Origin of the sequence: Methylobacterium sp. J-088 (assembly GCF_022829295.1) — a bacterium.
Classification (GTDB): Bacteria; Pseudomonadota; Alphaproteobacteria; order Rhizobiales; family Beijerinckiaceae; genus Methylobacterium.
Genome location: NZ_JAKSYH010000158.1, coordinates 1 through 22,384 on the forward strand (window position 1 = coordinate 1; position 22,384 = coordinate 22,384).

The following is a 22,384-nucleotide window of genomic DNA, read 5'->3' on the forward strand; positions in this document are numbered from 1 at the left end:
GACCGGTACTAATCGCCCGATTGGCTTGATCGCTCTCGTGATCCGTGTCCGTGTGTGACCGGCAGCCGCTGCAAAGCGGGTGACGATCACACGACACGGTTGTAAGAAGACCCGCAGCGACGACGCTGCATGCTTGCCGACCCGGACACACGCCGTCGCAGCACCCGCGCGGCCCAGTCCGAAACGAATTGCGATTCGCCGGTCTGTTGGCTTGATCGGCGTGCCAAGAACCCGATCCCATCTCGAACTCGGCCGTTAAACACGCCAGCGCCCATGGTACTGTGTCTCAAGACACGGGAGAGTCGGTCGCCGCCAGACCCGCCCATCGCAATCCAAACATGCCCTCACCACGACACCGATCCGGCCCCGGAGCCGGCGCCGACGCTCACACAGAGCCGGCGCCCCGGACCAGCCGCACACACTTGGCGCGGGGTGGAGCAGCCCGGTAGCTCGTCAGGCTCATAACCTGAAGGTCACAGGTTCAAATCCTGTCCCCGCAACCAACTCACCACACGACCAGCAAAGCCCCCGTTCACCAGAACGGGGGCTTTGTTTGTTTTGATCAGCGGCGGCGAAATGCCGTGCGCGGGCCGGCCAAGGTCGGTCACGGCTGACAGTCGGGCCGTCGCCAGGCTCAGTCCGTCGAGCTTACCTGTTTCCGGAAGGCCACCAGCACAGTGTCCGGCGTGGCATCGCATCCGGCCGGCACGACGATCTTGACGGCGATATCATCGGCCGCCGGGTTTCGCCCGGTGCTGAGCCGGGCCTGGGCCAAGCGGATGAAATAGATCGCGTTGAGGCTGACGGTCGCGAATCGGTGTCCGAGGTTCCAGCCACGATAGATGTAGGACACCCGATCTTCGGGATCCGGCGTGTCGACCAGCGAGGGATCCGATCCGTAGGGACCGACCCAGACGAAGGTGACGAGGGCCGCGCGCGCGCACGAACCCGCCACGACATGGTGACGTCCGGCGCTTGCGCGTGGCAACGAGGCGCCCGCGCCGAGATCGACCGAGGGGACGCTCGCCCCCGGGGCCGCGATCCCACCGGAATCAGCCGCTTGTGCGTGCGCATAGGCGCGGACCGCGAGCGATGCTCCCAGGAGGAGGCTCAACAGGACGAGGCAACCCCGCGCTGACGGAATCAGGCTCGGCGACTCGGCACGCATCTGCGCTCCTCGATCCAGAACAGCGCGGGACCGATCATCGCCACCACGGAAGCCAGCGCCACCAGGGACGCCCCCTGGCCGTCATGCCAGACATGGTAGGCCTCGCGGGATGGGAGCATCGCCAGGATGCGTGCGACGTTGATCGCCACCACGAGGCCGAAGCTCGTTGCGAGCGCCCCCAGCGCCGGGCGGCTGACGGGCTGATCGGCGATCTTCAGGATTGAGAGCCAGATCAATACCGCCAGCGACAGGTTGTGAAAGGACGAGCATCCTTCAAGGACGACGATCGCCCAATCACCACGGACGCTGAGGCTTGCTCCTTCCGTCCCGATTCCGTCGTAGACCAGACGGCCAATTCGATAGATCAGGCCGATCTCCGCGCCCTCGATGCTCTGATAGAGGATCTTGAAGACGAGCTTGCCCCAGAACGCATAGATGGAGAGGGCGAGCCAGATCTGCCCGATGCCGGCCCAGTGTCGATCCGCCCGCCTGGTGAGCAGAATCCAGCCGCCGGCAAGCGTCATCGCCAGGTAAACCCCATGCTGCTCGGGGATGAACCAAGCGAGCGCCGCCACCACCAGGATCGCGCGATCGGAGCGCGCCAGTGCCATCCTGCCATCCGGGATGGCAAGGAGCTGGGACAGAAGCGCGGCCAGCGCGAACGCTTCGCCGGCATTGAACTCGACGAGATGCTGTGCGGTCTGCGCCTTTTCGAACAGGTGGCGCTGCACGATCGCCGACAGCATGGTGCCCGCGGAGAAGATCAGCACGGCCCAGGCGGCAGCCCGGTCGGCGAGTCCCGCAGGGCCCGTGCCCGGCCGCATGCCGATGCCGCACCGCGCGCGCTCGATCATGGCCAAACCGTCAGGCCTGCGGCTTGGCATTGCGGAATCGCCGGCGGCGCAGGAAGGCCACGGTACCGCCGACGAGGATCAGACTGAGGGCGGCATTGACCTCCGGCGAGGGAGCACCCCCGGTATTGCCGCCGGACCCGCCACCCACGGAACTCAAACTGAAGGACGATCCTGCGAAGATCCCGGCGCTGAAGAGGGATGTCGAGGCGGCCGTCCCCGTGGTGGCCGGCGCCGCTGCCGGAGCGGCGTTCTGCTTCCCGTTCGTCAACGTGCTGTCCCAGCCGCCCGCGAGGGCGTTCCCGCGGCCGGCCCAGGCGGGACTGCACAGATTAACCGCGACCACTGCAAAGCAGGCTATACTTACGTACTTCATCTTTGCACCCACCCATACTGATAATTCCATGAGGCGGCCGTTGCGGCGACGAATGCAAGCAGTGTTTGATTTATTCGGATCCGATTCACATGTTTATCGCAGTGTTAATCATGTTTTTGCGTATTAACCGTGATAGGCGATGCGAAGTTAAGTAGATACTGCGCATCTCTATTAAGATTGACAGTTCTGGAGGCGATGGCGCGCCACCACCCTTCGCGTCTCGACCCGTTCAATCGCGGCGAAATCCGGAGGCCGCGATGGGCTGCGGCAGGCATGCTCCCCGCCGATGCGGATGTCGGTTCGGCGCACGATGGCGGTTCGGAGCAAAGGCTTCGCGTCATGCCTGCTCTGAGCGCGCTCGGACCTGGTTCCCGCCAACCGGCGGCGATCCGCAGGCGCTGCCCGTGCAGAGCACGATCGTTGCCGCTTGGGTCGTCAAAATCAGGTGTTGCCGAGCGGCTCAGCGCATAGTGAACTATGGTTAAACGATCTATTTACCAATAAACTCTTCTCATATCACTACATGCGGCCGTGAGAAGTGTGTCGTGAGCGAAGTCCAGAACGTTCTTGAGGGTCCGTGTCCCCGGCCCGCCGACAGGATCGGCTCGGGTCGTGTCGCCCTGTTCGACGGGCGATCCGACAGGCGCCTGCGCCCTGTCCCGTGCCTGGACGTCCGGGCGCCCGCGCTGCCCGATTGGAGTGGGCTGGTCGATCTGGTGCGCGCGGCCGCACGCCGTCTGCGCCAAATCGAGGTGCATGCCCAGGACCAGGATCGCTCCTGCAGACAGGCGTTGCGGCGTGCCCGCGACGCGGTCGTCGCTGCAGAGCGGCAAGCCCAACGAGCCGAATCCTTGGCCGACGTGGTTGGCCACCGTGTGGACGCTCGGATCGCCGCCGCCGCGGCGCGGGCCGATGCTGCCGAAGCCGGCGCGCGAGCGGCCGACGCACGGGCGAACCAAGCCGGGGCGTTGGCCGCGCGCGTACAGGCGGCGATCCTGTCGGAATTCCCGGACCCGAACGCGCAGGTCGCGGCATGAGCGCGCCAACCGCATCTTCATCACCCGCGCCGCAGCCTCAGCCGAAGCCGGGCGGCAAGCCGGTGCCGGATCCGCGCCGGATGCCTGTCCTCGTGGTCGACGACGTGCCCCTGATCCGCTCGGTGGTCCGTGCCGTCCTCGAACAGATCGGCGTTCGCGACGTGCGCGAGGCCCCTGACGGTACCGCGGCGCTGGCGATGCTGAGCGCGCATGCCTACGGCCTCGTCATCTCGGACCTGCACATGTTCCCGATGACCGGCTTCGAGCTGCTCCGCCATGTGCGGGAAGATCGGCGCCTGCGCGAGACGCTGTTCGTGATGATGACCACGAAGGAGCACGCCCACGCCTTCACGGCCGTGCGGCGGGCCGGCGTCAACGCCTGCTTGGTCAAGCCCTTCATGCCGGCCGATCTGCGCCGGACCCTCGCGGAGGTCTGGCCGGCCTGATTGCGGTCCGGGCCCTCTCGCGTTTCAGCGGATTGCGGTCTCCCGCCGTGCACCCGCCTTAACCCTGTCCGGACAGTTTTGGGATTCGCGATCGATTTGGATGTGAAGCCGACAGGGAATGGCTCTACTGTTTCCGCAGTGGTGCGCTGGCGAATGCGCACCGTGATCTTGCATTTTCACAGGTGGAGCGATGCGGGGCGCCCGGCTCGGCTATGTCGACACGATCCGCGGCGTTGCCGCCCTGGCGGTGATCTATTTCCATTTCGCGGACCATCTCGTGAAGACCGGACAGGCGGGGGGCGGGCTCGAGCGGGCCTTGTTCCAGGCGCTCACCCAGTCCGTCGATCTCGGCAAGGTCGCGGTGGTGATGTTCTTCGCCGTCTCGGGTTTCGTCGTGCCCTACTCGCTCGACGCCCGCAGCCGAACCCCCATCTGGGATTTCGCGATCGGCCGGTTCTTCCGCCTGTATCCGGCCTATTGGCTGTCGATCCCCATGGGCATCTGCGCCTTCTACCTAGCTTTGGGCCGGGATCTCCCGGTCTCAACCGGGCTGGCCAACCTGACGATGCTCCAGCAATTCGCCGGCATCGAGAACATCATCGGCCTGTACTGGACCTTGCAGATCGAGCTGATCTTCTACGGGCTCTGCGTGCTCCTGTTCTGCGCCGGCCTGCTCCAGCGGACGGGGGGCCTCGCGGGCGCGGCGATGGTGATGCTGGCGGCGGCCGTCCTGATGGCGGTGGCACGCTATCATCTCGGCAAGGCCCTGCCGGTGGCGCTGCCGCTGGCCCTGGCGATCATGTTCTGGGGGACGCTCTGGCGCCGCTGGCATGTCGATGGGCAAGGGGAGGGGCCGCGGGAAGGGCAGCCGGCGGCCCGCCGGGCCGCCCTCGGAATCCTCGCCCTGATCGCACTGGCGATCCCCGTCATCTCGGTGCTCGCCTACGGGCGTGACCTCGGATTTGGCGAGACGTGGTACCGCTACACCGCCACCTACTGGGTCGCGCTCCTGCTCTTCGCCCTGATGACCACGCGCTGCCGGATCGAGGCGCCGCTCTTCGCGTGGCTCGGCGCGGTAAGCTACGGCCTCTACCTGTTCGGCCCGGTCGCCCAGGAGGTGGTGATCGCCGCCGCCCGGTCCACGGGTCTCGTCGTTCCCGGCCACGCGCTGATCGCTGCCGCGATGCTGGTCGCGCTGGCCATCGCGGCCCAGGTCCATCGCTTCGTCGAGCGGCCCTGCATCCGGCTGGGCCGGCGCCTGATCGCGGATCGCTCGCATCCCGGGATTCCAAAGGGCTTGCCCTTCGGTCGGTTGCCAGGGTGAAGCCCTGGCGCGCGTCGCGTTGAAGCCCGACGACAGGGAATAGCGTGACAGCAGGGCGCTGCCCTGCACCCGCAAAAGGTCCCGGACCTTTTGAAACAGGACCGTCAAGGCCCGCCCGTCACCGCCCCCCGGCGCTGCGGCGCGTGCGCCGCTCAGCCTTGCGGGTCGCGGTCTCGCGCAGGTGCTGCTCGATGGATTCGTTGGCGCGGCCGCGCATGTGGCGGATCGCCTCCACGTCGTCGAAGGTCTCGGGGAAGCGTCGCGATAGCCAGAGATAGGCGCTCGCGAGCTTCACCGTCCGCTCCTGATAGTCGAGCGCGCCCGCGAGGTTCCCGCGCAGCGCCGGGACCGTGAGGCCCGCGGCCCGCGCCTGGCACCAGCGCTCCAGCAAGCCCATGGCGATCTCGTCGCGCCGGTCGATCGGGCAGACCGAGAAGGCGAACTTTTCCTCGATCGGCAGCCGGGCCCGGTCGACCGTCCGGGCGACGTCGAGCACCTCCTCAAGCGCCGAGGGCTGGAACGGCGAGCCCGCGTAGAAGGTCGCCCGGGCGAAATGGGTCAGCACCTCGTACAGGCTGTGGGTGCGCATCTCCTCGGCGACCGAGCGGATCGCCCCGAGATCCGGGCGGACGAAGAAGCGCGTGTCGGCCGCCGGTGCCGTCGGGGCGCCCGAGAGGGCGGTGCGGATCGGCTCGGCGGCATAGGGATCGGTCGCCGCCACGTAGCCGACATCCTGATGCCCGTAGCGGCCGGCCCGGCCGGCGATCTGCCGGATCTCGGAATGGGTCAGCGCCCGCTCGGCGGTCCCGTCCCACTTGCGCACCGTCGAGAACACGATCCGCTTGAGCGGCCCGAGATTGAGCCCCATGCCGATCGCGTCGGTGGTCACCAGCACGTTGGCCTCGCCGGAGCGGAAGCGCGCGGCTTCGGCCCTGCGGACCTCCGGCGACAGGGCACCGTAGATCGTCGCCACCCGGTGGCCGCGCGCCACAAGGATCTCGCGGTTCTCATGGACCGCCCGACGGGAGAAGGCCACGACCGCGTCGCCCGGCTCGACCTTCTCCAGGGGCACCGGCTCCTCGATGAGCAGGAGCGGCGACTTGCGGGTGAAGGGGATCACCTCCAGGGACTCGTTGGCGGCCTCCGCGGCCCGGCGGACATACGACAGGGCGTCGTCCGAGCCGCAGACGATCACGGTGCGGGCCGCGACGCCGAACAGCGCGTTGGTCCAGGCCCAGCCGCGGTCGGGATCCGACAGCATCTGGATCTCGTCGATCACCGCCACGTCGATGGGCCGGGTCAGGTCGGCGGTCTCGATGGTGCGGGCGGTGTGGGTCGGGTTCGCCTCGCCCAGCACCTCCTCGCCGGTGATCATGCCGGCGCGCAGGCCGCGCTCGCGCAGGGCCTCGTAGTTCTCCAGCGCCAGGAGGCGCAGCGGCGCGAGATAGGCGCCGGTCTCGGCCTCCGTCAGGTGCTGCAGGGCCGCGTAGGTCTTGCCGGAATTGGTCGGCCCCATGTGGAACAGGATTTTCCGGTTGAGGCGCCGGGCGGCCGTGAAGCGTTCGATATAGGCGCCGAACCCGACCTGATCGCGCAGGCGGCGCAGGCGCGAGCCTTCACGCGCTACCGCCTTGGCGTGCCGGCGCACGGGGGTGAGCGTGTCGTTGAGGGAACGCGGGAGTTTCGCGCCGTAGGTGAACACCCGGGACCGTAGGGAGCGATCCATGTGGGCGATGTAGGCGGCGGCATCCGCCCCGACCTCGCGGAGATCCACGAGGAGCTGCGCCCGCAGCCGGTCGACCGGCTTGTGCAGGCTGCGGGTGGCGTCGAGCGCAGTGCGCGCGAGGGCCTCGCGCAAGGGCTCCAGGCCGAGGGTGGGGTCGTTGCAGGCCGCCATGCGGGCGAGGATCGCGGCGGCCTCCGGGTCCGGGGCGATGTCGAGCCGCAGGTCCAGCCGACCGTTGTCGAGGAGCGGGATCTCGGTCCGGACCAGCCACGTGATCCGGTGGTCCTTGGTCACCACGGCCCGCAGGGTCGGGATCGCCTTCCGGATCGCCGGAACGCCGGTCTCCGCGAAGGCCCGGGCCGCCCGCATCGCGCGCAACGCCTGGGCGACGCGCTCGTCCTCCACCTCCGCGCCGTACTCGGGCAGTTCGAGATGGGCGAGCAGCCGGTCGAGATCGACCGCCTCCGGCGACAGGCCGAGCCTCCCCAGGGACTCGATCAGGCTCTCGATCGTCGGACGGGGACGCCTGCGCGCCATGCGGTCACCTTCGGCAGAAGCGTCTCACGCCAACCCGGACGGGATCGGGCGCGTTCCGATCCCGACCATGCGTCGCGCCGACGCCGCGCGCCACTTCAAACGTGACGCTTGGATTCAGTCTTCGCGAGGCCGGGCGATGAGTGGCCCACCGCCATGGGTCGCTCGGCTGCGCCCGCGATGACGGCTGCGGGCGATACGGCATTGCGGTCTGGGCGGGTGTGCGCCTGCTCGGAAGGGGGCGGGTCGCCTCTCCCGTGTGAGCTTGCGGGTTCCCACTTTGGGGCCGGCCACCTCGGTTCAGGGTCGAGCGTAGGTCCCCTCTCCCGCGCGGCAGAGGGACAGGGTGAGGGATGAGAACTGTCCGGATGGGGCGCGACCGGTACGTGCCGCGATGGCGCGCTCGATCCTGAACCTTCTCGTCCCTCACCCCAACCCTCTCCCGCACGGGAGAGGGGGGCCCGTTGCGCTCGGGCATCGACACCGGCGTCCACCCGGGATCTGTGAACATCGTAGCCCGCACGCGGGGGAGGCCCCTCGTGCGCCGGTGCCTCCCTCAAACCTGTGCAGCCCGTAGCGATGACGCCCTCCTCACGGAAGCCGCGCCGTCTCGGCCAGCCAGCCGCAGAAGGCGCGGATCGCCGGATCCTCCGTGCGCGTCTCCGAGACGTAGGTGTAGTAGCTCCGCGCCGGCAGTGCGGGCCCCGTGAAGGGCAGGACGAGGCGCCCTGCCGCCACGTCGTCGGCGATCAGGCGCTCGGGCCCCATGGCGATCCCCAGCCCGTCGAGGGCGGCCTGGAGCGTCAGGTAGAAATGCTCCAGCGTCACCGAGGCCTGAGGCGTCAGGTCCTGTACGCCGGCCGCCCGCAGCCAGTCGGGCCAGACCCGCGGCAGCGTCGCGGCGTGCAGCAGGGTGTGCTGCCGGAGCTGCGCGGGTTCGTCCAGGGGCAGGCGCCGCAGCAGAGCCGGGCTGCAGACCGGGATGCGCCGCTCGGACAGGAACGGCTCCGCCACGTGGCCCGGGCGGGTCTCCGGTCCGCCCCGGATCGCCACGTCGAACGGCTCGGTCAGGCGCGCCAGGGGCACGTTGGAGGTGGTCAGCCGCAGCTCGATCGACGGGTTGACCCGCTGGAAGCCGGACAGGCGCGGGATCAGCCAGCGCAGGGTGAAGGTTGCCAGCGCGTTGACGTGGAGCAGGTGCGGGCGCCCCCGCTCCGCCTGACGGGCGGTCGCCAGGGCGATGCGGTCGAGGGCGGCGCCGATCTCGGCCGCGTAGGCGGCTCCGGCCTCGGTGAGCACGACCCGGCGGTTGTGGCGCTCGAACAGGGGCACGCCCAGCCAGTCTTCCAGCGTCTGCACCTGCCGGCTCACCGCCCCGTGGGTGACGTGCAACTCGTCCGCCGCCCGGGTGAAGCTTGCGTGGCGCGCTGCGGCTTCAAAAGCTTTCACGGCGTTCAGGGGGGGCAGCCGGCGATGCACGGGTCAGGTTTCCTCACGCGCGGGTCAGCATAAGTCGTTTGTCAGCCTTGAACCAGGCGGCCATCCTGTGACGGCAGCCAGAAGGTGACAGGATGGCCCTCGCATCGAACCTGACCGTGTCGTCCGAGCCCACAGCTCCCCAGGAGACGCGGCGCATCCTCGCGGTCACGGGGCTGAACCACGCCCTGCACGACGGTTATACCGACCTGATCTACGTGCTGCTGCCGGTCTGGCAGGCCGAGTTCGGCCTCGACTACGTCGCCCTCGCGCTGCTGCGCTCGCTCTATAACGGTGCCCTGGCGGCGCTGCAGATGCCGGCGAGCCGCTTGGCCCAATCGCTCGGCGCCCGGACTGTCCTGGCGCTCGGCACCCTGCTCAGCGCCCTGGGCTATGCCGTCGCGGGTGCCTCGGGCGGCCTGATCGGGCTCGGGGTCGGCCTGCTCCTCGGCGGCGCGGGCAGCAGCACCCAACATCCCCTGGCCTCGGCGGTGATCGCCCGGGCCTACGGACCCGGAGCCCGGGGCCCGCTGGGCACCTACAACTTCACCGGCGATCTCGGGAAGGCGGCGGTTCCGCCGCTGGTCGGCTTCCTGCTGACGCTGACGGGCTGGCGCCACGCCCTCTGGGTGGTGGCGGGCGTCGGCCTCGCGGTGGCGCTCGCCGTCGGCCGCCTGCTGCCGCGTGATCCTGACTCACACAAGGCCGATCCGGGCCCGGCCGCGCGGAAACCGGCGCGCGCCGATGGTGTGTCGGCGGGCCGGGCCGGGTTCCGGCTCCTCGTCGCGATCGGCATGCTCGACAACGCCGCCCGGCCGGCCTTCCTGATCTACCTGCCGTTCCTGATGCAGGAGAAGGGCGCGGCGCTGACCACGGTCGGCCTCGCGCTGTCCCTCGTCTTCATCGGCGGCGCCCTGGGCAAGGCCGTCTGCGGCCGGATCGGCGAGCGCCTCGGCGTGACCCGCACCGTGATCCTCACCGAATCCGGGACCGCCGGGATGATCCTGGCGGTGATCGCGCTGCCGCTGGCGCCCGCACTGCTCCTGCTGCCGTTGCTCGGCGTGATGCTGAACGGCACCTCCTCGGTGCTCTACGGCACGGTTCCGGAGCTGGCGCCGGACGGCCAGGTCGAGCGGGCCTTCGCGGTGTTCTACACGTGGACCCTCGGCGGCAGCGCGCTGGCGGCGCCGCTGCTCTACGGGCGGCTCGGCGACGCGGCCGGCCCGCACTGGGCGGCGGCGGCTGCGGCCGCGACGGCGCTCGCCGCGGTGCCGCTCATGCTGGCGCTGGCGCCCGCCCTCAGGGATGGATCCGCGCGGCGCCCGGCCTGACGCCGGCCTCGTTCAGAGGCTCCCGATCACGCTGACCCGCACGGAATCGGACCGTCCGTCCACCGCGATGTCCCGGACCGCCTCCGGTGCGACGCGAGCCGCCCGGTAGACCGCCTCCGACACCACGGCCACGCAGCCGAGGCGCTTGGTCAGTCCCTGAAGGCGCGCGGCGACGTTGACGGTGTCGCCGAGCGCGGTGAAGCGGGCGTCGGTGGCATCGCCCATCTCACCGACGATCGCCGGGCCGGCATGCACGCCGATACCGTAGCGCAGGATGTGCTCCAGATCCTCCGCCAGCAGGTGGTTCAGGGCGGCGACGGACTCGCCGATGAGGTCCACCGACCGCAGGGCGTCCCGGGCGGCCTGCTCGGGCTCGCCCTCCAGGCCGAACAGGGCCAGCAGCCCGTCGCCCAGGAACTGGTTGGTCGAGCCACCCGCGGCCCGCACGGCCTCGCCCACCGCGCCGAGGAAGCGGTTGATGATGAACACCGTGTCGTAAGGCAGCCGCTCCTCGGCGAGCCGGGTGGAGCCGCGCAGGTCCACGAACATCGCCACGATGAAGCGTTCCTCGCCGGATTCCGCCCGGTCGAGCAGGTCGGTCGGGCGTATCCGCGGCTGCGGCGGCAACAGCGGCACCACCGCGAGGTCGGTCTCGGGCCGGAACTGGCAGGCGAGGCGCACCCCCGGCCCGGCGGCGATGCGCGCCAGCACCGCCCCCTCGGCCCGGCCGGGCGGCGGCGTGCCGTCGCTGCCATCCGTTACCCGGATCCGGCAGGTCGAGCACCGGCCGCGGCCGCCGCAGACGCTGGCATGCGGGATCCGGTTGCGCCGGCTCGCCTCCAGCACGCTGGTGCCCCGGGGCACGCGGATCATCCGCCCGTCGGGATAGCTGAGCCGGACCGTCCCGCGCTTGATCTCCGCGAGCGTCCGCACCCCGCGCGCCACGATGACGGCCGCCACGAGGCCGGCGTAGATGAGGAGCATCCGGTCCCGGATGTCGGCGAGCCGTGCCACCTGATCGGGCAGGCCGACATGGATGGGCTGGAGCGCCACTGCCCGCCACGCGGGATCCTGGGCCAGGGCGCGGATCGCCCGGCCGCCCTGCGCAAAGCCGAGCAGCGCCACGACCGGTACCAGCACCGCCAGTGCCAGCAGCGCCGGCGCCGCGCGCCCGAAGCCGGGCTTCAGCCGCAGCCAGTAATACAGGCCCGCGCAGCCATGGACCCAGGCGACGACCAGCATGGCCGCCTGCATCGCGCCGAGCATCGGGGCCGCGACCCAGAAGGCGTAGAGTTCCTGCGCGTAGCCCTTGTCGAGCCTCTCGGTGGCGAAGGCGATCCGGGTCCCGGCGATGTGGCTGACGAGCAGCGGCGGGATCAGGAGGCCGGAGCCCAGTTGCAGGATCTCGCCAGCCCGCAGGCGGAAGAAGCGGCTCGCGTAGAGGGCCTGGAGCCCGAGCAGGATGTGGAGCGAGAGCGCGCCGTACAGGAGCGCGAGCCCCAGCGGGTTGAGCCAGAGGGCCGTGACGACGTCGAGGCCGTCCTCCATAGCGGCCAGGGAGACGTTGCCGAGCGTGTGGTTGATCAGGTGGGTCAGCACGTAAGCAAACAGCACCAGACCGCTCGCTAGGCGGAGGCGGCGCAGGGTCAGGGGCGACCGCCGCGGCGCGGCGACGGACGGCCGGGTGCCGGTGGGCTCTCCGGCGGGTTGCAGCGTCGCGATCGCGGCTGTGCGCGTCATGCTGGGGTCCGAGGGGATCGGCCGGCGGCTCGCATTTCCGTGACCCTCGTACCAGCAAGACGTGTATCGCGCCCGATCTATTTCGTCGCTTGCGTGTTCGCCGCGCTGCGTGGCGGGTCGACCCGGCGGCCTGCCGCGGGGTACCTCCGTCGACGCGGCACCCCGAACCTTTAGCCGAACCCCGGGATCCGATGCTGGACTTCGACTTCGCCCGACCGGCCGCCGCGGTGGCGACGGACCTGATCGGCGCCGGCCTGTTCGTCGATGGGGCGGGCGGCGTCATCGTCGAGACGGAGGCCTATGACCGGACCGACCCCGCCTCCCACAGCTTCAACGGCCCCACCCGGCGCAACGCCAGCATGTTCGGGGCCCCCGGGACGGTCTACGTCTACCGCTCCTACGGGATGCACTGGTGCCTGAACCTCGTGTGCGAGCCCGGAAGCGCGGTGCTGATCCGGGCGCTGGCGCCGACCGAGGGCCTGCCCGTCATGCAGGCCCGGCGGGGTCTGGACGAGGCGCGGCTGCTCTGCGCCGGGCCCGGCCGCCTCTGTCAGGCCCTCGGCGTCACCGGCGCCCAGGACGGCTGGCCGGTCGGGCGGGCGCCCTTCCGGTTCACGCCCCGCACCGAGCCGGCCGACGTGGTGAGCGACCGGCGGATCGGGATCACCCGCGGCGCCGAGACGCCCTGGCGCTTCCTGCTCGCGGGCTCCCGGTTCGTCAGCCGGCCGGTGCGCAGGCGCGGCCCGGCCAGCGGGACCGCGTGAGACGCTCCGACCCGGAGATGGGTTGGGCGGACGGTCTCACCCCGCCGTGAGCGCCGAGTCCGGCAGGCGCAGCACGATCCGGTACTCGGAGGCGTCGTGGCTGCGCTCCACGGTCGCTTCGAGCTGGCGCAGGGACATCTCGACCAGCAGCGAGCCGAAGCCCCGGCCCGGCCGCGGCTCGGCCACCCGGGCCATCCGCTCGCACCAATCCAGGATCAGCCCGTCCGGCCCCCGGTCCCAGGTCACCGACAGGGACCCGTCCTCGGCTCCGAGCGCTCCGTACTTCACGGAGTTGGTCGCCCATTCGTGCAGGATCATCGCCAGGGACGACACGTGCCGCCAGTTGATCGCCACGAGCGGTCCCTCGATCACCGTCGGGACATGGTCGCGGTACGGGCGCAGGGTCGCGCCGATCAGGCCCGCGAGGTCGCTCAGGCCCTGGCCGTCGGTGGGGTCGGCGAGCGAATGGGCCCGGCCCAGCGCCGAGATGCGGTCGCGCATGTCGGAGGCGAAGATTCCGATCTCGCGGTGCGTGCGCGAGCCCGCCGAGATCATGCCGCCGATGATCGCGAACAGGTTCTTCACGCGGTGGTTCATCTCACGCAGCATCAGGTCGCGGGTCTCGGCGAGCGCGTATTCCGGCGAGACGTCGATGCAGACGCCGACGATCCGCTTCCGGTCGCCGCTCCGGGTCGGACGCCCGTAGCTCCGGATGTGCCGGGGGGCGTGGTCGATCGCCCGCACGCGCAGGCGCGCTTCGAACTCGTCGAGCCCGTGGGCGGCCTCGGCCAGCGCCGCCTCCAGGCCGACCCGGTCCTCCGGCACCACGCTGGCGACCAGGGCCGGGACCGGGTGCGGCGTGTCGGGGGCGAGGCCGAAGATCGTGCCGGCGGTGCTGTCGACCACGATGGTCCCGGCGTCGGGGCAGTATTCCCAGACGCCGATCCCACCCGCCTTGACGGCCAGTTCCAGCCGCTCGCGCTCCGCCGCGAGCTGGCGCTCCAGCGACAGGGCCTCGGTGATGTCGGTCAGCACCAGGGTGGCGCCGTCGATGCTGCCGTTCTGCAGGCGATAGGGCAGGACGCGTAAGGACAGCGTCCGGTCGCCGTCCCGGGTGGTGAGGCGCCGCTGGATGGCCGAGCCGCCGGTACAGACCGCCTGCGCGTCGTGCAGATAGTCCTGGCCGGCGAGCCGGCCCGCGACATCGGCCAGCGGCCGGCCCCGGTCGCCGGGCTGAAGCGGGAAGATCGCGGTGGCCGCCGCCGTGAAGCTGCGCACCCGCAGCGCCCGGTCCAGCACGATGACGGCGAGGTCGGTCGATTCGAAGAAGTTGCGCAGGTCGGCGTTGGCGATGGTGAGCTGCTCGACCTTGATCTTCAACTCGTCGTTGACCGTGGACAGCTCCTCGTTCGTCGACTGGAGCTCCTCGTTCATCGACATCATTTCTTCGTTGGAGCTCTTCAGCTCCTCGTTCGTCGTCTCCAATTCCTCGACGGTCGAGCGCAGCGTGTAGCGCGTGCGCAGCAATTCCTCTTCCAGCGCCTCGACATGGTCGCCGCCCGCGTCCAGGTCGAGCAGGTCGAGTTCGCTCGACGGCTCAAAGGCGCTGGTGTCGCGCAGGACCAGCAGCATCGAGCCGTCCGGCAGCGGATCGCAGATCAATTCGACCTGCTGCAGGCCGTATTCCGAGCGCACCTCCACGTTCCGGACCGCCACGCGCTTGCGTGCGTCCCGGGTCCGCCGGAGCAGGGGGCCGATCACGTCGCGCAGGCCCGGCCGCGCCAGCGTGATCGCGCTGGTGCCGCCGGTGCGCGTCACCGGGAAGTCGAAGTAGCGGCTCAAGGGCCCGTAGGCACTGATGATGCCGCCATCCTCGTTCAGCACCATGCTGGGCGGTGCGTAGCGCTCGATCACGCGCCGCACCGCCGCCGACTCGTCGGCGATCGACGGTTCGCCCCGGCGCTCCTCGCACCCGCCGCGCCGGATTTCGCCGCGCCGGGCGCTGCCGGGCAGATCGATCGGGTATTGCGGCGAGCCCGGCGGCCGCTCGAACAGGCGCGCGTGCTGGTCGAGGACGGGGAACAGGTGCTCGAACCGGCTCACGCTCTCGGAGGGGCCGAGGAACAGGTAGCCGCCCGGCCGCACCGCGTAGTGGAACAGCGGCACCACCGATTGCTGGAGGCGCTCGTCGAAATAGATCAGCAGGTTGCGGCAGGAGAGCAGGTCGATCCGGGAGAAGGGCGGATCCTTGACCAGGCTGTGGCTGGAGAAGCGGATCAGGTCGCGGATCTCGGCCGCGATGGTGAAGCGTTCGGCATGCGGGACGATGTAGCGCTCGCGCATCGGGGCCGGGATGTCGGCCAGAGCCGCGGCCGGATAGCTCGCCTCCCGGGCGATCTGGAGCATGCGCTCGTCGATGTCGGTGGCGAAGATCTGCACGGCCAGCGGCAGGTCGAGGCTGCGGGCAGCCTCGGCGAACAGCATGGCCATGCTGTAGGCCTCCTCGCCGCTGGAGCAGCCCGGGATCCAGACCCGGATGTCCTCGTCCGGATCGCGGTTGCGCAGCAGCGGCTCGACCACCCGCTCCCGCAAGGTCTCGAACAGCTCGGCGTCGCGGAAGAAGCGGGTGACGTTGATCAGGAGGTCGCGGAACAGAGCCTCGCACTCGCCCTTGTCGGCGCGGACGCGGGCGAGATAGGCCCGGCCGGATTCGGAGCCCAGCACGTGCATGCGCCGCTCGACCCGGCGCCCGAGGGTGGTGCGCTTGTAGCCGGCAAAATCATGGCCCACGGCGGCGCGGAGCACCCGGCACAAGTCGTCGAGATAATCGGCCACCGCGCCCGATTCCGCATCGCCCGCATCGGTGCCGCGGCGGCGGAAGAAGGCCGAGAGGCAATCCACGATCTCGCCCGGCGGCTGCACGAAGTCGACGAGGCCGGTGCCGACCGCCGAGACCGGCATACCGTCGTAGCGGGCGGTGTCCGGCTGCTGCACCACGCAGACGCCGCCATGCTCCTTGATGGCGCGCAGGCCGGTGGTCCCGTCGGCGCCGGTGCCCGACAGGATCACGCAGGCTGCGTTGGCCTGCTGATCGACGGCGAGCGACAGGAAGAAGTCGTCGATCGGCCGGCGTAAGCCCCGCGGCTGCACGAACTGCGTGAGTTCGAGGACGCCGTTCTGGATGACCAGGCCCCGGCCCGGCGGGATGATGTAGACCTTGTCGCCGGTGATCCGCTCGCCGCCCTCGCACTGGAGCACCTCCAGCCCGGTATGCCGATCCAGCAGCTGGGCCAGCATGCTCTCGTGGTTGGGATCGAGATGCTGGACGATAACGAAGGCCATGCCCGTCGGCGTCCGGGCGCGGGCCAGCATCTCGCGCAGGGCTTCGAGCCCGCCCGCCGAGGCCCCGATCCCCACCACCGGCCCGGTGAAGGGCGCGGCCACGACCTGACCGGCGCCACCCAGGACTTCCGGGGCTCCCGCCCCGGGCTCGTCAAGGAAATCCTGGTGCATCGAGATCCGCGAGGGTGAGCTTCGCCTGCGCGACGGTGGCGACGGTGTTGGCGATCGTCATCAGGGACCCCTCGATGACGATGCCGCTCTCCGCAAGCGTCGGCCTCAACCGGGACAAGGTCCGGCTCAGTTCGATATCGTACGCAGAAAGCAACTCCGGTTGCGAGCGGCTGATGTCGAATTGGGATGCGAAAAGAAAGCGCACCTCGCCCGAAAGCGCCTTCAATTTCGACATGTACAGCAGATTGACGAACGGCCGCCCATCCTTGCGGAAATTCACGATCGTCGTCCGCACGGCATTGATCCGATCGTCTTCGAGGAAGGCGCGAATCTTGGCGCGGGCCTCCCGGTTCTCCGCATCCCTCTGCAGGACGCGGCAATTGCGGCCGACGACGTCCGTCGCGTCATACCCGGTCAGCTGGTGGAAAGGCGCATTCACCAGCAGCAGCGGGTTGTCGGTGGTGACGGCGGCCAGAGCGAGGGCGATGTGGGATCTGTCGAAATAGCTCTTCAGTTCGGCCGGAACGTTCTGCGTATCCACGGCAGATCCTCTGTCGCCTCACCGTTCGGCCCGTCGCGGCCGGTCCGGCCCGTCCCACTGGCCGGCCCGCCACCTTAAGAACGGCCACGCTGTCTGGTTCCCTGTCGGAGGCCAGAGCGGCGTTCTGGCAGAACGCGCGGGTCCAGCGTAGCGCTGGTGCCTAGATCGTGACCGGCTGACGTCCGATCGCATCGGGTGTGGCAGCATCGGTGGGCGGAGAGCTCGCAGCGGAAGCTGCCGGTTCGAAGGCCGTTGTCGCCAGTGCAGTCAGAGCAGAATCCGAATCGAACGAGACGATGCGCAGGAGCGTCGCGGCGGCCGGTTCCAGGCTCTCGCGTCCCTGTTCCCAGTTGCGCGAAGTGACGAGCGGAATTCCGAGCGCGACAGGCCCCCTCTCCCGCTCGGGAGAGGGGACCCGAGCACGACCCTGAACCGGTGGTGCCAGACCGGATGTGTGAATCCGCAAGCCCATGCGGGCGAGGAATAGGGTGAGGGATCAGGCCTATCCAAGCGAAGCGCGCCCGTCCGGCGCGTCGATGGCGCGCCCAATCCGGTGAGTTCTCGTCCCGCGCCCCAACCCTCTCCCGCCCGGGAGAGGGGGCCCGTCGCGCTCTGCCGCCCGCCTCAGCCCTCGCCCGCAATGATCCCCCGGATCCGGGTGGCGAGCGCCTCCAGCGCGAAGGGTTTTGTCATCACCCGCATGCCGGGGCCGAGATGGCCGTGGTTGAGGGCGGCGTTCTCGGCGTAGCCGGTGATGAACAAGACCTTGAGGTCCGGCCGGTGCCGGCGCCCGGCCTCGGCCATCTGTCGGCCGTTCATGCCGCCGGGCAGCCCGACATCGGTGATCAGCATGTCGATGCGCACGTCCGATTCGAGCACCTTCAGGCCGGAAGCCCCATCGGCCGCCTCGATCGCCGCGTAGCCGAGATCCTCCAGCACCTCGGTCACCAGCATCCGCACGGTGGGCTCGTCGTCCACCACCAAGACGGTCTCGCCCTGCTCGGCACGCGGCGCGTGGGCGAGATCGGGCAGGGTCGTGTCCCCCTCCGCCTCGCCGAGATGGCGGGGCAGGTACAGGCAGACCATCGTGCCCTGGCCGAACTCCGAGTAGATCCGGACCTGCCCGCCCGACTGCTTGGCGAAGCCGTAGATCATCGACAGGCCGAGGCCGGTGCCTTCGCCGATGGGCTTTGTCGTGAAGAACGGGTCGAACGCCTTGGCGGCGACGTCCGCCGTCATGCCGGTGCCGTTGTCCGAGATGCAGAGGGTCACGTACTGCCCCGGCTCCAAATCGCGCGCCTGCGCGGCCCTGTGGTCGAGCCAGCGGTTCGCCGTCTCGATGACGATGCGGCCGCCATCGGGCAGGGCGTCCCGGGCGTTGAGGCACAGGTTGAGGAGCGCGTTCTCGAGCTGACTCGGATCGACCAGCGTCGGCCACAGGCCGCCGGCCCCGATCGACTCGATCGCCACCGCGGGGCCGACCGTGCGGCGCACCAGCTCCATCATGCCCTCGACGAGACGGTTCACGTCGGTGGGCTTCGGATCGAGGGTCTGGCGGCGCGAGAAGGCGAGCAGGCGGTGGGTCAGGGCGGCGGCGCGCCGGGCCGCCCCCTGGGCCGCGCCGATATAGCGGTCGAGATCCGCGACCCGGCCCTGCAGCATCCGGGTCTGCATCAGCTCCAGGGAGCCGACGACCCCGGCCAGCATGTTGTTGAAGTCGTGGGCGAGCCCGCCGGTCAGTTGACCGACCGCCTCCATCTTCTGCGATTGCCGCAGGGCTTCCTCGGCCCGCATCAGCTCGGCGGTCCGTTCGGCGACGCGCTGCTCCAGCGTCTCGTTGAGGCTGCGCAAGGCCGCAGCGGCCCGGTCCCGCTCCGCTTCGACGGCCCGGCGCTCGTCCACGTCGATCAGGACCCCCGGAAAGCTGAGCGGCGTGCCATCGGGCCCGTGGTCGACGCGGCCGTTCGCCTCCAGCCAGTAGTAGCGCCCGTCGGCGCGGCGGACCCGATACTGGTGCGCGTAGGCCCCGCCGCGGGCGATCGCGGCCTCGATCGCCGCGGCGAGCCCCGCCCTGTCGTCGGGATGGACGGTCGCCACCACCTGGGCCAGGCTCAGGCCCTCGCGCCCCAGGGCCGGATCGAGGCCGAAACTCCGCGCAAACGCCTCGTCCACGGTGAACCGGTCGCTCGGCAGGTCCCACAGCCACGTGCCGATGATCGCGCCCGCTGCCAGGGCGAGCTGGACGCGCTCGCTGTTCGCGCGGGCCGAGGCCTCGCTGGCGCGCAACGCATCCTCCGCCTTCCGGCGCGCCGTGATGTCTCGGAACAGCACCGAGACCTGGCGCCGGCTCGGCGGCTCGATCCGAACCGCCGAGACCTCGATGGTGCGGTCCACGAGCGCGAAATAGCGCTCGAACCGGATCGGCGTTCCGGTGCGCAGCACGCCGCCGTAGAGTTCGAGCCAAGCCTCCGCGTCGTCGGGCGGCACGAGGCCGCGCAACGTCCGCCCGACGATGCCGGCGATGCCGGTATGCCGCTCGTAGCCCGGATTGGCTTCGACGTGGACGTAGTCGCTCAGTGGGCCGTGCGGCCCGTCGAGGAAGGTGATGACGCAGAAGCCGTCGTCGATGGCCTCGAACAGGGTCCGGTAGCGCTCCTCGCTTGCGCGCAGGGCCTGCTCGGCCGCGCGCAGATCCGTGCGGTCGCGCAGGATCGTGACGAAGCCGGGCGGGCCGCCGGCCGCGTCGCGCACGGCCATCGTCTCGCCGGAGACCCAGCGGCGCTCGCCGTCGGCGCGCAGGCGCCAGCCCACCTCCTCGGCGCGGCCCTGGTCCAGCGCGGTGCGCAGCGCCTGCTCCGGGCGGCCCTCCGCCCGGTCCTCGGGGGTGAACAGCTTCGCGATCGGCCGGCCCTGCATCGCGTCCGTGGTCCAACCGAGGATGGCCTGTGCGCCGGCATTCCAGTCCGTGACGCGCCCCGTCGGGTCGGTGGCGATGAGGGCGATGTGCGTCGCGCCGTCGAGGGCTGCCCATGGGCGCTGCGCGCCCGCCGTCCGGCGGTCCTCCACGGCTGCGGATCCGGCCGCCCGCGCGCGCAGCGCGGCCGCCTCCGCCTCCAGCGCATAGGCGCGCCGCAGAAGGTCGTCAGGCCCGGGCGCATCCATGGTCAAGCGCCCCGCCGCGCCGAGGCGCGTGCACACGGAGCGCGGCCAGTCTGGGTGCGGGCGAATCGGGTGGCGGGCACAGGGATCAGCCTGCGACAAGACGGACGTTGCGTGGGCGCCTTCTGCCGGAAACCGATCTTGGGCGCCACCTCTCCGCGGGCGGTCCGCCCCCGCCCGCATGGGGGGCGCGGTGCGAGCCCGGACGAGGCGTCAATGCGGCTCGGTGAGCCGGCAGGCCGCGCCGCTCGCCCTGGGATAGCCGTAGTAGATCGCTTCGGCCTGCACGGCGGCGTGGCCGAAGATCTCCGGCACCGAGACCGTCTGCGTGTCGAGAACCGCCCCACCGGCGCCCGTGAAGGTGCAGAGGATCGTCACCTGCGCGACCGGATCCGGCCCGGCATTGCGCAGGTCGATCAGCGCCCGCTGCGGCTCGTGCGAGTCAGGCGGCGTATGAAGGCGAGTCTCCTGAATCGCGAGGGGGCCTGCGGCCCGCCCCGTCGACACCGCCCCGAGGAGGAGGCCGGCCGCCATGACGAGACGCGCCAGCCGAATGGTTCGCAGCCCTGACATGATCGTCCGATCCCTGGCTCAGTTGCGCACCGGCTTGGCGTCGATCTGCATCCGGTAGATGGTCGTCGGGAACTTCACCGCCGAGGTCTCGCCGCCGTTCATCGCCGGCGTGCGGTTCATCTGCGCGGCCGGGATCCAGAGGCCGCCCTGCTCGTCGATCCACATCGCGTCGACCCAGACCAGCCGGGGATCCTGCACGAGTGTGCCCATCGTGCCGTCCGGTGCGATCTTGAGGATGCGCAGGCCGTCCGTGTCGCTCGCGTAGATGGTGCCGGATGCGTCGATCGCCGTGCCGCCCGTCGCCACGGTGGCGGCATGGAGCTTGACGTGCTTGGCCCGCTCGTCGTCGCTCACGGAGGCGTCGTCGAGATACTGGGTCTCGATGCTGTAGAGCGGGCCGGTGCAGGCTTGGTAGTAGAAAGTCTTGCCGTCCGGCGAGACCTCCAGCTGGTCGGCGTGGATGAACAACAGCTTGCCCTTGTCGTCCCGCAGCACCCGGCCCTGGCCGGTGAGCGGTCGCTGCGCGATCGTCGACCAATGCCCGTCGAGCACCCGCCGCAGGGCCCCGGTGTCGAGGTCGAGGACGAGCAGCCCGGGCTGGCCGGCATCCGTCAGGTAGACCTTGCGGCCGTTGAAGCGGAAATCGTCGATGAAGCTCCGGTCGTTGGTGGCTGCCTGCAGCGGGTAGACCTTCCGCACGGCGTTCGTGGCGAGATCGATCTGCACGAGCTTGGGGCCGCCCGGCAGCGGTGCCTCGCCCATGCCGGGGGCGCCCTTGTCGACCACCCAGAGGTCGCCATCCGGGCCGATCCGGATGGCGTTGACCGCCACGAAGGCCTTGGCCGGGTCGTCCCCGCTCTTCCAGGCGTTCCACCCCGCGTCGGGATAGGCCACGGCCTTGCCGTCCTTCCACTCGCCGAGCTCGATCCCCGTGTCCTTGGACTGGCGCTGGAACGGCGAGAACACCCGGCCGTCCGCCGAGCGGGTGACACCGTTGAACACAAGACTGTCCGACTGGATCATCGGCTTGAGGACGTCGGAGCCGGCCGGTGCCTCTTCGGCCCGCCCGGGCGTCGCCAAGCCGGCCACGAGAAGGAGGGCGAGGAGTGCGGAGCGTGTCATGCGGCGTTCCGGATCGCTGGGCGAGGGGTATTGGCCGGAAAGCGCGAAGGACGGTCCGTGTTCCGTGCCCGGTCGCGGACGGCTTGGATCGCGCCGGAAATCGCAACGGATGCGACGCTTCGCCCAGGCTGGATATCGCGCGTGTAAGAACATATAGTGAACGTAGAGGGTGGGCCGAATCGGACGGCCAAGAGGAGCACGGGATGGCACGCTACCGTTTCCACTGCACCAACGGCCTGGAATGCGTGTTCGACGCCCGCGGCGCTGAGGTTCGCGCCGCCGGCCGGTTAGGCGCCCGGGCCCAGAAGGTCGCGGCCGACGTGCGGCGCGCGCTGGCGAACCGGACCGACTGGGCCGAATGGCGTGTCACCGTCCACGACCTGACCGGGCGGCGCGTCCTCGTGCAGCCTTTCGAGGCCACGCGCGACCGGGTGAAGGCGGCGGCCTGAATGGTCTCGCGGATGACGACGGCCCGGCCGCCAGCCTCGAACCCGACGCGCCCGGGTCTGCTGCAGCCCGGCGCGAGCCCGGGGGACGTCGACCAGACGATCCGTCCGCTGATCCTGTCCGAGTTCATCGGCCAGCGCGCGGCCCGGGCCAACATGCAGATCTTCATCGAGGCCGCCCGCAAGACCGGGCAGGCGCTCGACCACGTGCTGTTCGTCGGGCCGCCCGGGCTCGGCAAGACGACGCTCGCCCAGAT

At 70.3% G+C, this 22,384-nt stretch carries 17 protein-coding genes, 1 tRNA gene, 1 rRNA gene and 1 pseudogene; 9 read left to right on the top strand and 11 right to left on the bottom strand.

Annotation, left to right across the window (positions count from 1 at the left end; genetic code table 11):
• The first annotated feature begins 202 nt into the window (after positions 1-202).
• Both rrf and MKK63_RS17825 read left to right on the top strand, forming a co-directional pair.
• Positions 203-318 (top strand): 5S ribosomal RNA (rrf, locus tag MKK63_RS17820).
• A gap of 108 nt (positions 319-426) precedes the next feature.
• A tRNA-Met gene (locus MKK63_RS17825) sits at positions 427-503 on the top strand.
• Positions 504-634: 131 nt separating this feature from the next.
• Here the strand turns inward: MKK63_RS17825 and MKK63_RS17830 are convergent.
• The 3 genes from MKK63_RS17830 to MKK63_RS17840 form a co-directional block, all read right to left on the bottom strand.
• Positions 635-1,168 carry a hypothetical protein gene (locus MKK63_RS17830; RefSeq protein WP_244004109.1) on the bottom strand — a complete coding sequence of 178 codons (534 nt, stop codon included), beginning with the start codon at positions 1,166-1,168 and terminating at the stop codon, positions 635-637.
• Entirely contained in the window at positions 1,144-1,914 is a 771-nt protein-coding gene (locus tag MKK63_RS17835; RefSeq protein WP_244004111.1) for a hypothetical protein, read from the bottom strand. Before MKK63_RS17835 ends, MKK63_RS17830 begins: the two co-directional genes overlap by 25 nt.
• 118 nt (positions 1,915-2,032) lie before the next feature.
• Positions 2,033-2,290, bottom strand: a complete 258-nt coding sequence (locus MKK63_RS17840; protein WP_244004113.1) for a hypothetical protein — start codon at positions 2,288-2,290, stop codon at positions 2,033-2,035.
• A gap of 650 nt (positions 2,291-2,940) precedes the next feature.
• Between MKK63_RS17840 and MKK63_RS17845 the strand changes: the two genes are divergently transcribed.
• The 3 genes from MKK63_RS17845 to MKK63_RS17855 all read left to right on the top strand — a co-directional run bounded on the left by MKK63_RS17845 (position 2,941) and on the right by MKK63_RS17855 (position 5,202).
• A complete protein-coding gene (locus MKK63_RS17845) occupies positions 2,941-3,432 on the top strand; it encodes a hypothetical protein (protein WP_244004115.1) in 492 nt (163 codons plus the stop codon).
• An 80-nt stretch (positions 3,433-3,512) separates the two neighbouring features.
• Positions 3,513-3,878, top strand: a complete 366-nt coding sequence (locus tag MKK63_RS17850) for a response regulator (RefSeq protein ID WP_244004118.1) — start codon at positions 3,513-3,515, stop codon at positions 3,876-3,878.
• A gap of 190 nt (positions 3,879-4,068) precedes the next feature.
• Positions 4,069-5,202: an acyltransferase family protein gene (locus tag MKK63_RS17855; RefSeq protein ID WP_244004120.1), complete on the top strand. Its 1,134-nt coding sequence runs from the start codon at positions 4,069-4,071 to the stop codon at positions 5,200-5,202.
• 118 nt (positions 5,203-5,320) lie between these two features.
• Here the strand turns inward: MKK63_RS17855 and MKK63_RS17860 are convergent, their stop codons facing one another.
• Together MKK63_RS17860 and gcvA are read right to left on the bottom strand one after the other, a co-directional pair.
• Positions 5,321-7,465 (bottom strand): helicase-related protein, encoded by a 2,145-nt coding sequence (locus tag MKK63_RS17860; RefSeq protein ID WP_244004122.1) that lies wholly within the window; start codon positions 7,463-7,465, stop codon positions 5,321-5,323.
• A 588-nt stretch (positions 7,466-8,053) separates the two neighbouring features.
• Complete coding sequence (gcvA, locus tag MKK63_RS17865) at positions 8,054-8,941, bottom strand: transcriptional regulator GcvA (RefSeq protein ID WP_244004124.1); 888 nt, start codon at positions 8,939-8,941, stop codon at positions 8,054-8,056.
• 92 nt (positions 8,942-9,033) lie between these two features.
• Between gcvA and MKK63_RS17870 the strand changes: the two genes are divergently transcribed.
• A complete protein-coding gene (locus tag MKK63_RS17870) occupies positions 9,034-10,269 on the top strand; it encodes an MFS transporter (protein ID WP_244004126.1) in 1,236 nt (411 codons plus the stop codon).
• 12 nt (positions 10,270-10,281) lie between these two features.
• Here MKK63_RS17870 and MKK63_RS17875 read toward each other — a convergent pair whose 3' ends face one another.
• Positions 10,282-12,009, bottom strand: a complete 1,728-nt coding sequence (locus MKK63_RS17875) for an adenylate/guanylate cyclase domain-containing protein (RefSeq protein WP_244004128.1) — start codon at positions 12,007-12,009, stop codon at positions 10,282-10,284.
• Positions 12,010-12,200: 191 nt separating this feature from the next.
• Here MKK63_RS17875 and MKK63_RS17880 point away from each other — a divergent pair, with 191 nt between their 5' ends.
• Positions 12,201-12,773 (top strand): DNA-3-methyladenine glycosylase, encoded by a 573-nt coding sequence (locus MKK63_RS17880; protein WP_244004130.1) that lies wholly within the window; start codon positions 12,201-12,203, stop codon positions 12,771-12,773.
• Positions 12,774-12,809: 36 nt separating this feature from the next.
• On the opposite strand, the gene MKK63_RS17885 is transcribed toward MKK63_RS17880, so the two are convergent.
• The 5 genes from MKK63_RS17885 to MKK63_RS17905 form a co-directional block, all read right to left on the bottom strand.
• Positions 12,810-16,286 (bottom strand): CheR family methyltransferase, encoded by a 3,477-nt coding sequence (locus MKK63_RS17885; RefSeq protein WP_244004132.1) that lies wholly within the window; start codon positions 16,284-16,286, stop codon positions 12,810-12,812.
• Positions 16,267-16,827: a PAS domain-containing protein gene (locus MKK63_RS17890; RefSeq protein WP_244004134.1), complete on the bottom strand. Its 561-nt coding sequence runs from the start codon at positions 16,825-16,827 to the stop codon at positions 16,267-16,269. Before MKK63_RS17890 ends, MKK63_RS17885 begins: the two co-directional genes overlap by 20 nt.
• Before the next feature lie 624 nt (positions 16,828-17,451).
• Positions 17,452-19,989: a PAS domain S-box protein gene (locus tag MKK63_RS17895; RefSeq protein WP_244004137.1), complete on the bottom strand. Its 2,538-nt coding sequence runs from the start codon at positions 19,987-19,989 to the stop codon at positions 17,452-17,454.
• A 210-nt stretch (positions 19,990-20,199) separates the two neighbouring features.
• Positions 20,200-20,559, bottom strand: a complete 360-nt coding sequence (locus tag MKK63_RS17900) for a hypothetical protein (RefSeq protein WP_244004139.1) — start codon at positions 20,557-20,559, stop codon at positions 20,200-20,202.
• A gap of 18 nt (positions 20,560-20,577) precedes the next feature.
• Entirely contained in the window at positions 20,578-21,681 is a 1,104-nt protein-coding gene (locus MKK63_RS17905; RefSeq protein WP_244004141.1) for an SMP-30/gluconolactonase/LRE family protein, read from the bottom strand.
• A 203-nt stretch (positions 21,682-21,884) separates the two neighbouring features.
• Between MKK63_RS17905 and MKK63_RS17910 the strand changes: the two genes are divergently transcribed.
• Together MKK63_RS17910 and MKK63_RS17915 are read left to right on the top strand one after the other, a co-directional pair.
• Positions 21,885-22,130: a DUF6894 family protein gene (locus MKK63_RS17910; protein ID WP_243926065.1), complete on the top strand. Its 246-nt coding sequence runs from the start codon at positions 21,885-21,887 to the stop codon at positions 22,128-22,130.
• Positions 22,131-22,142: 12 nt separating this feature from the next.
• Positions 22,143-22,384 (top strand): annotated as a pseudogene (locus tag MKK63_RS17915) (Holliday junction branch migration DNA helicase RuvB); the annotation flags it as partial.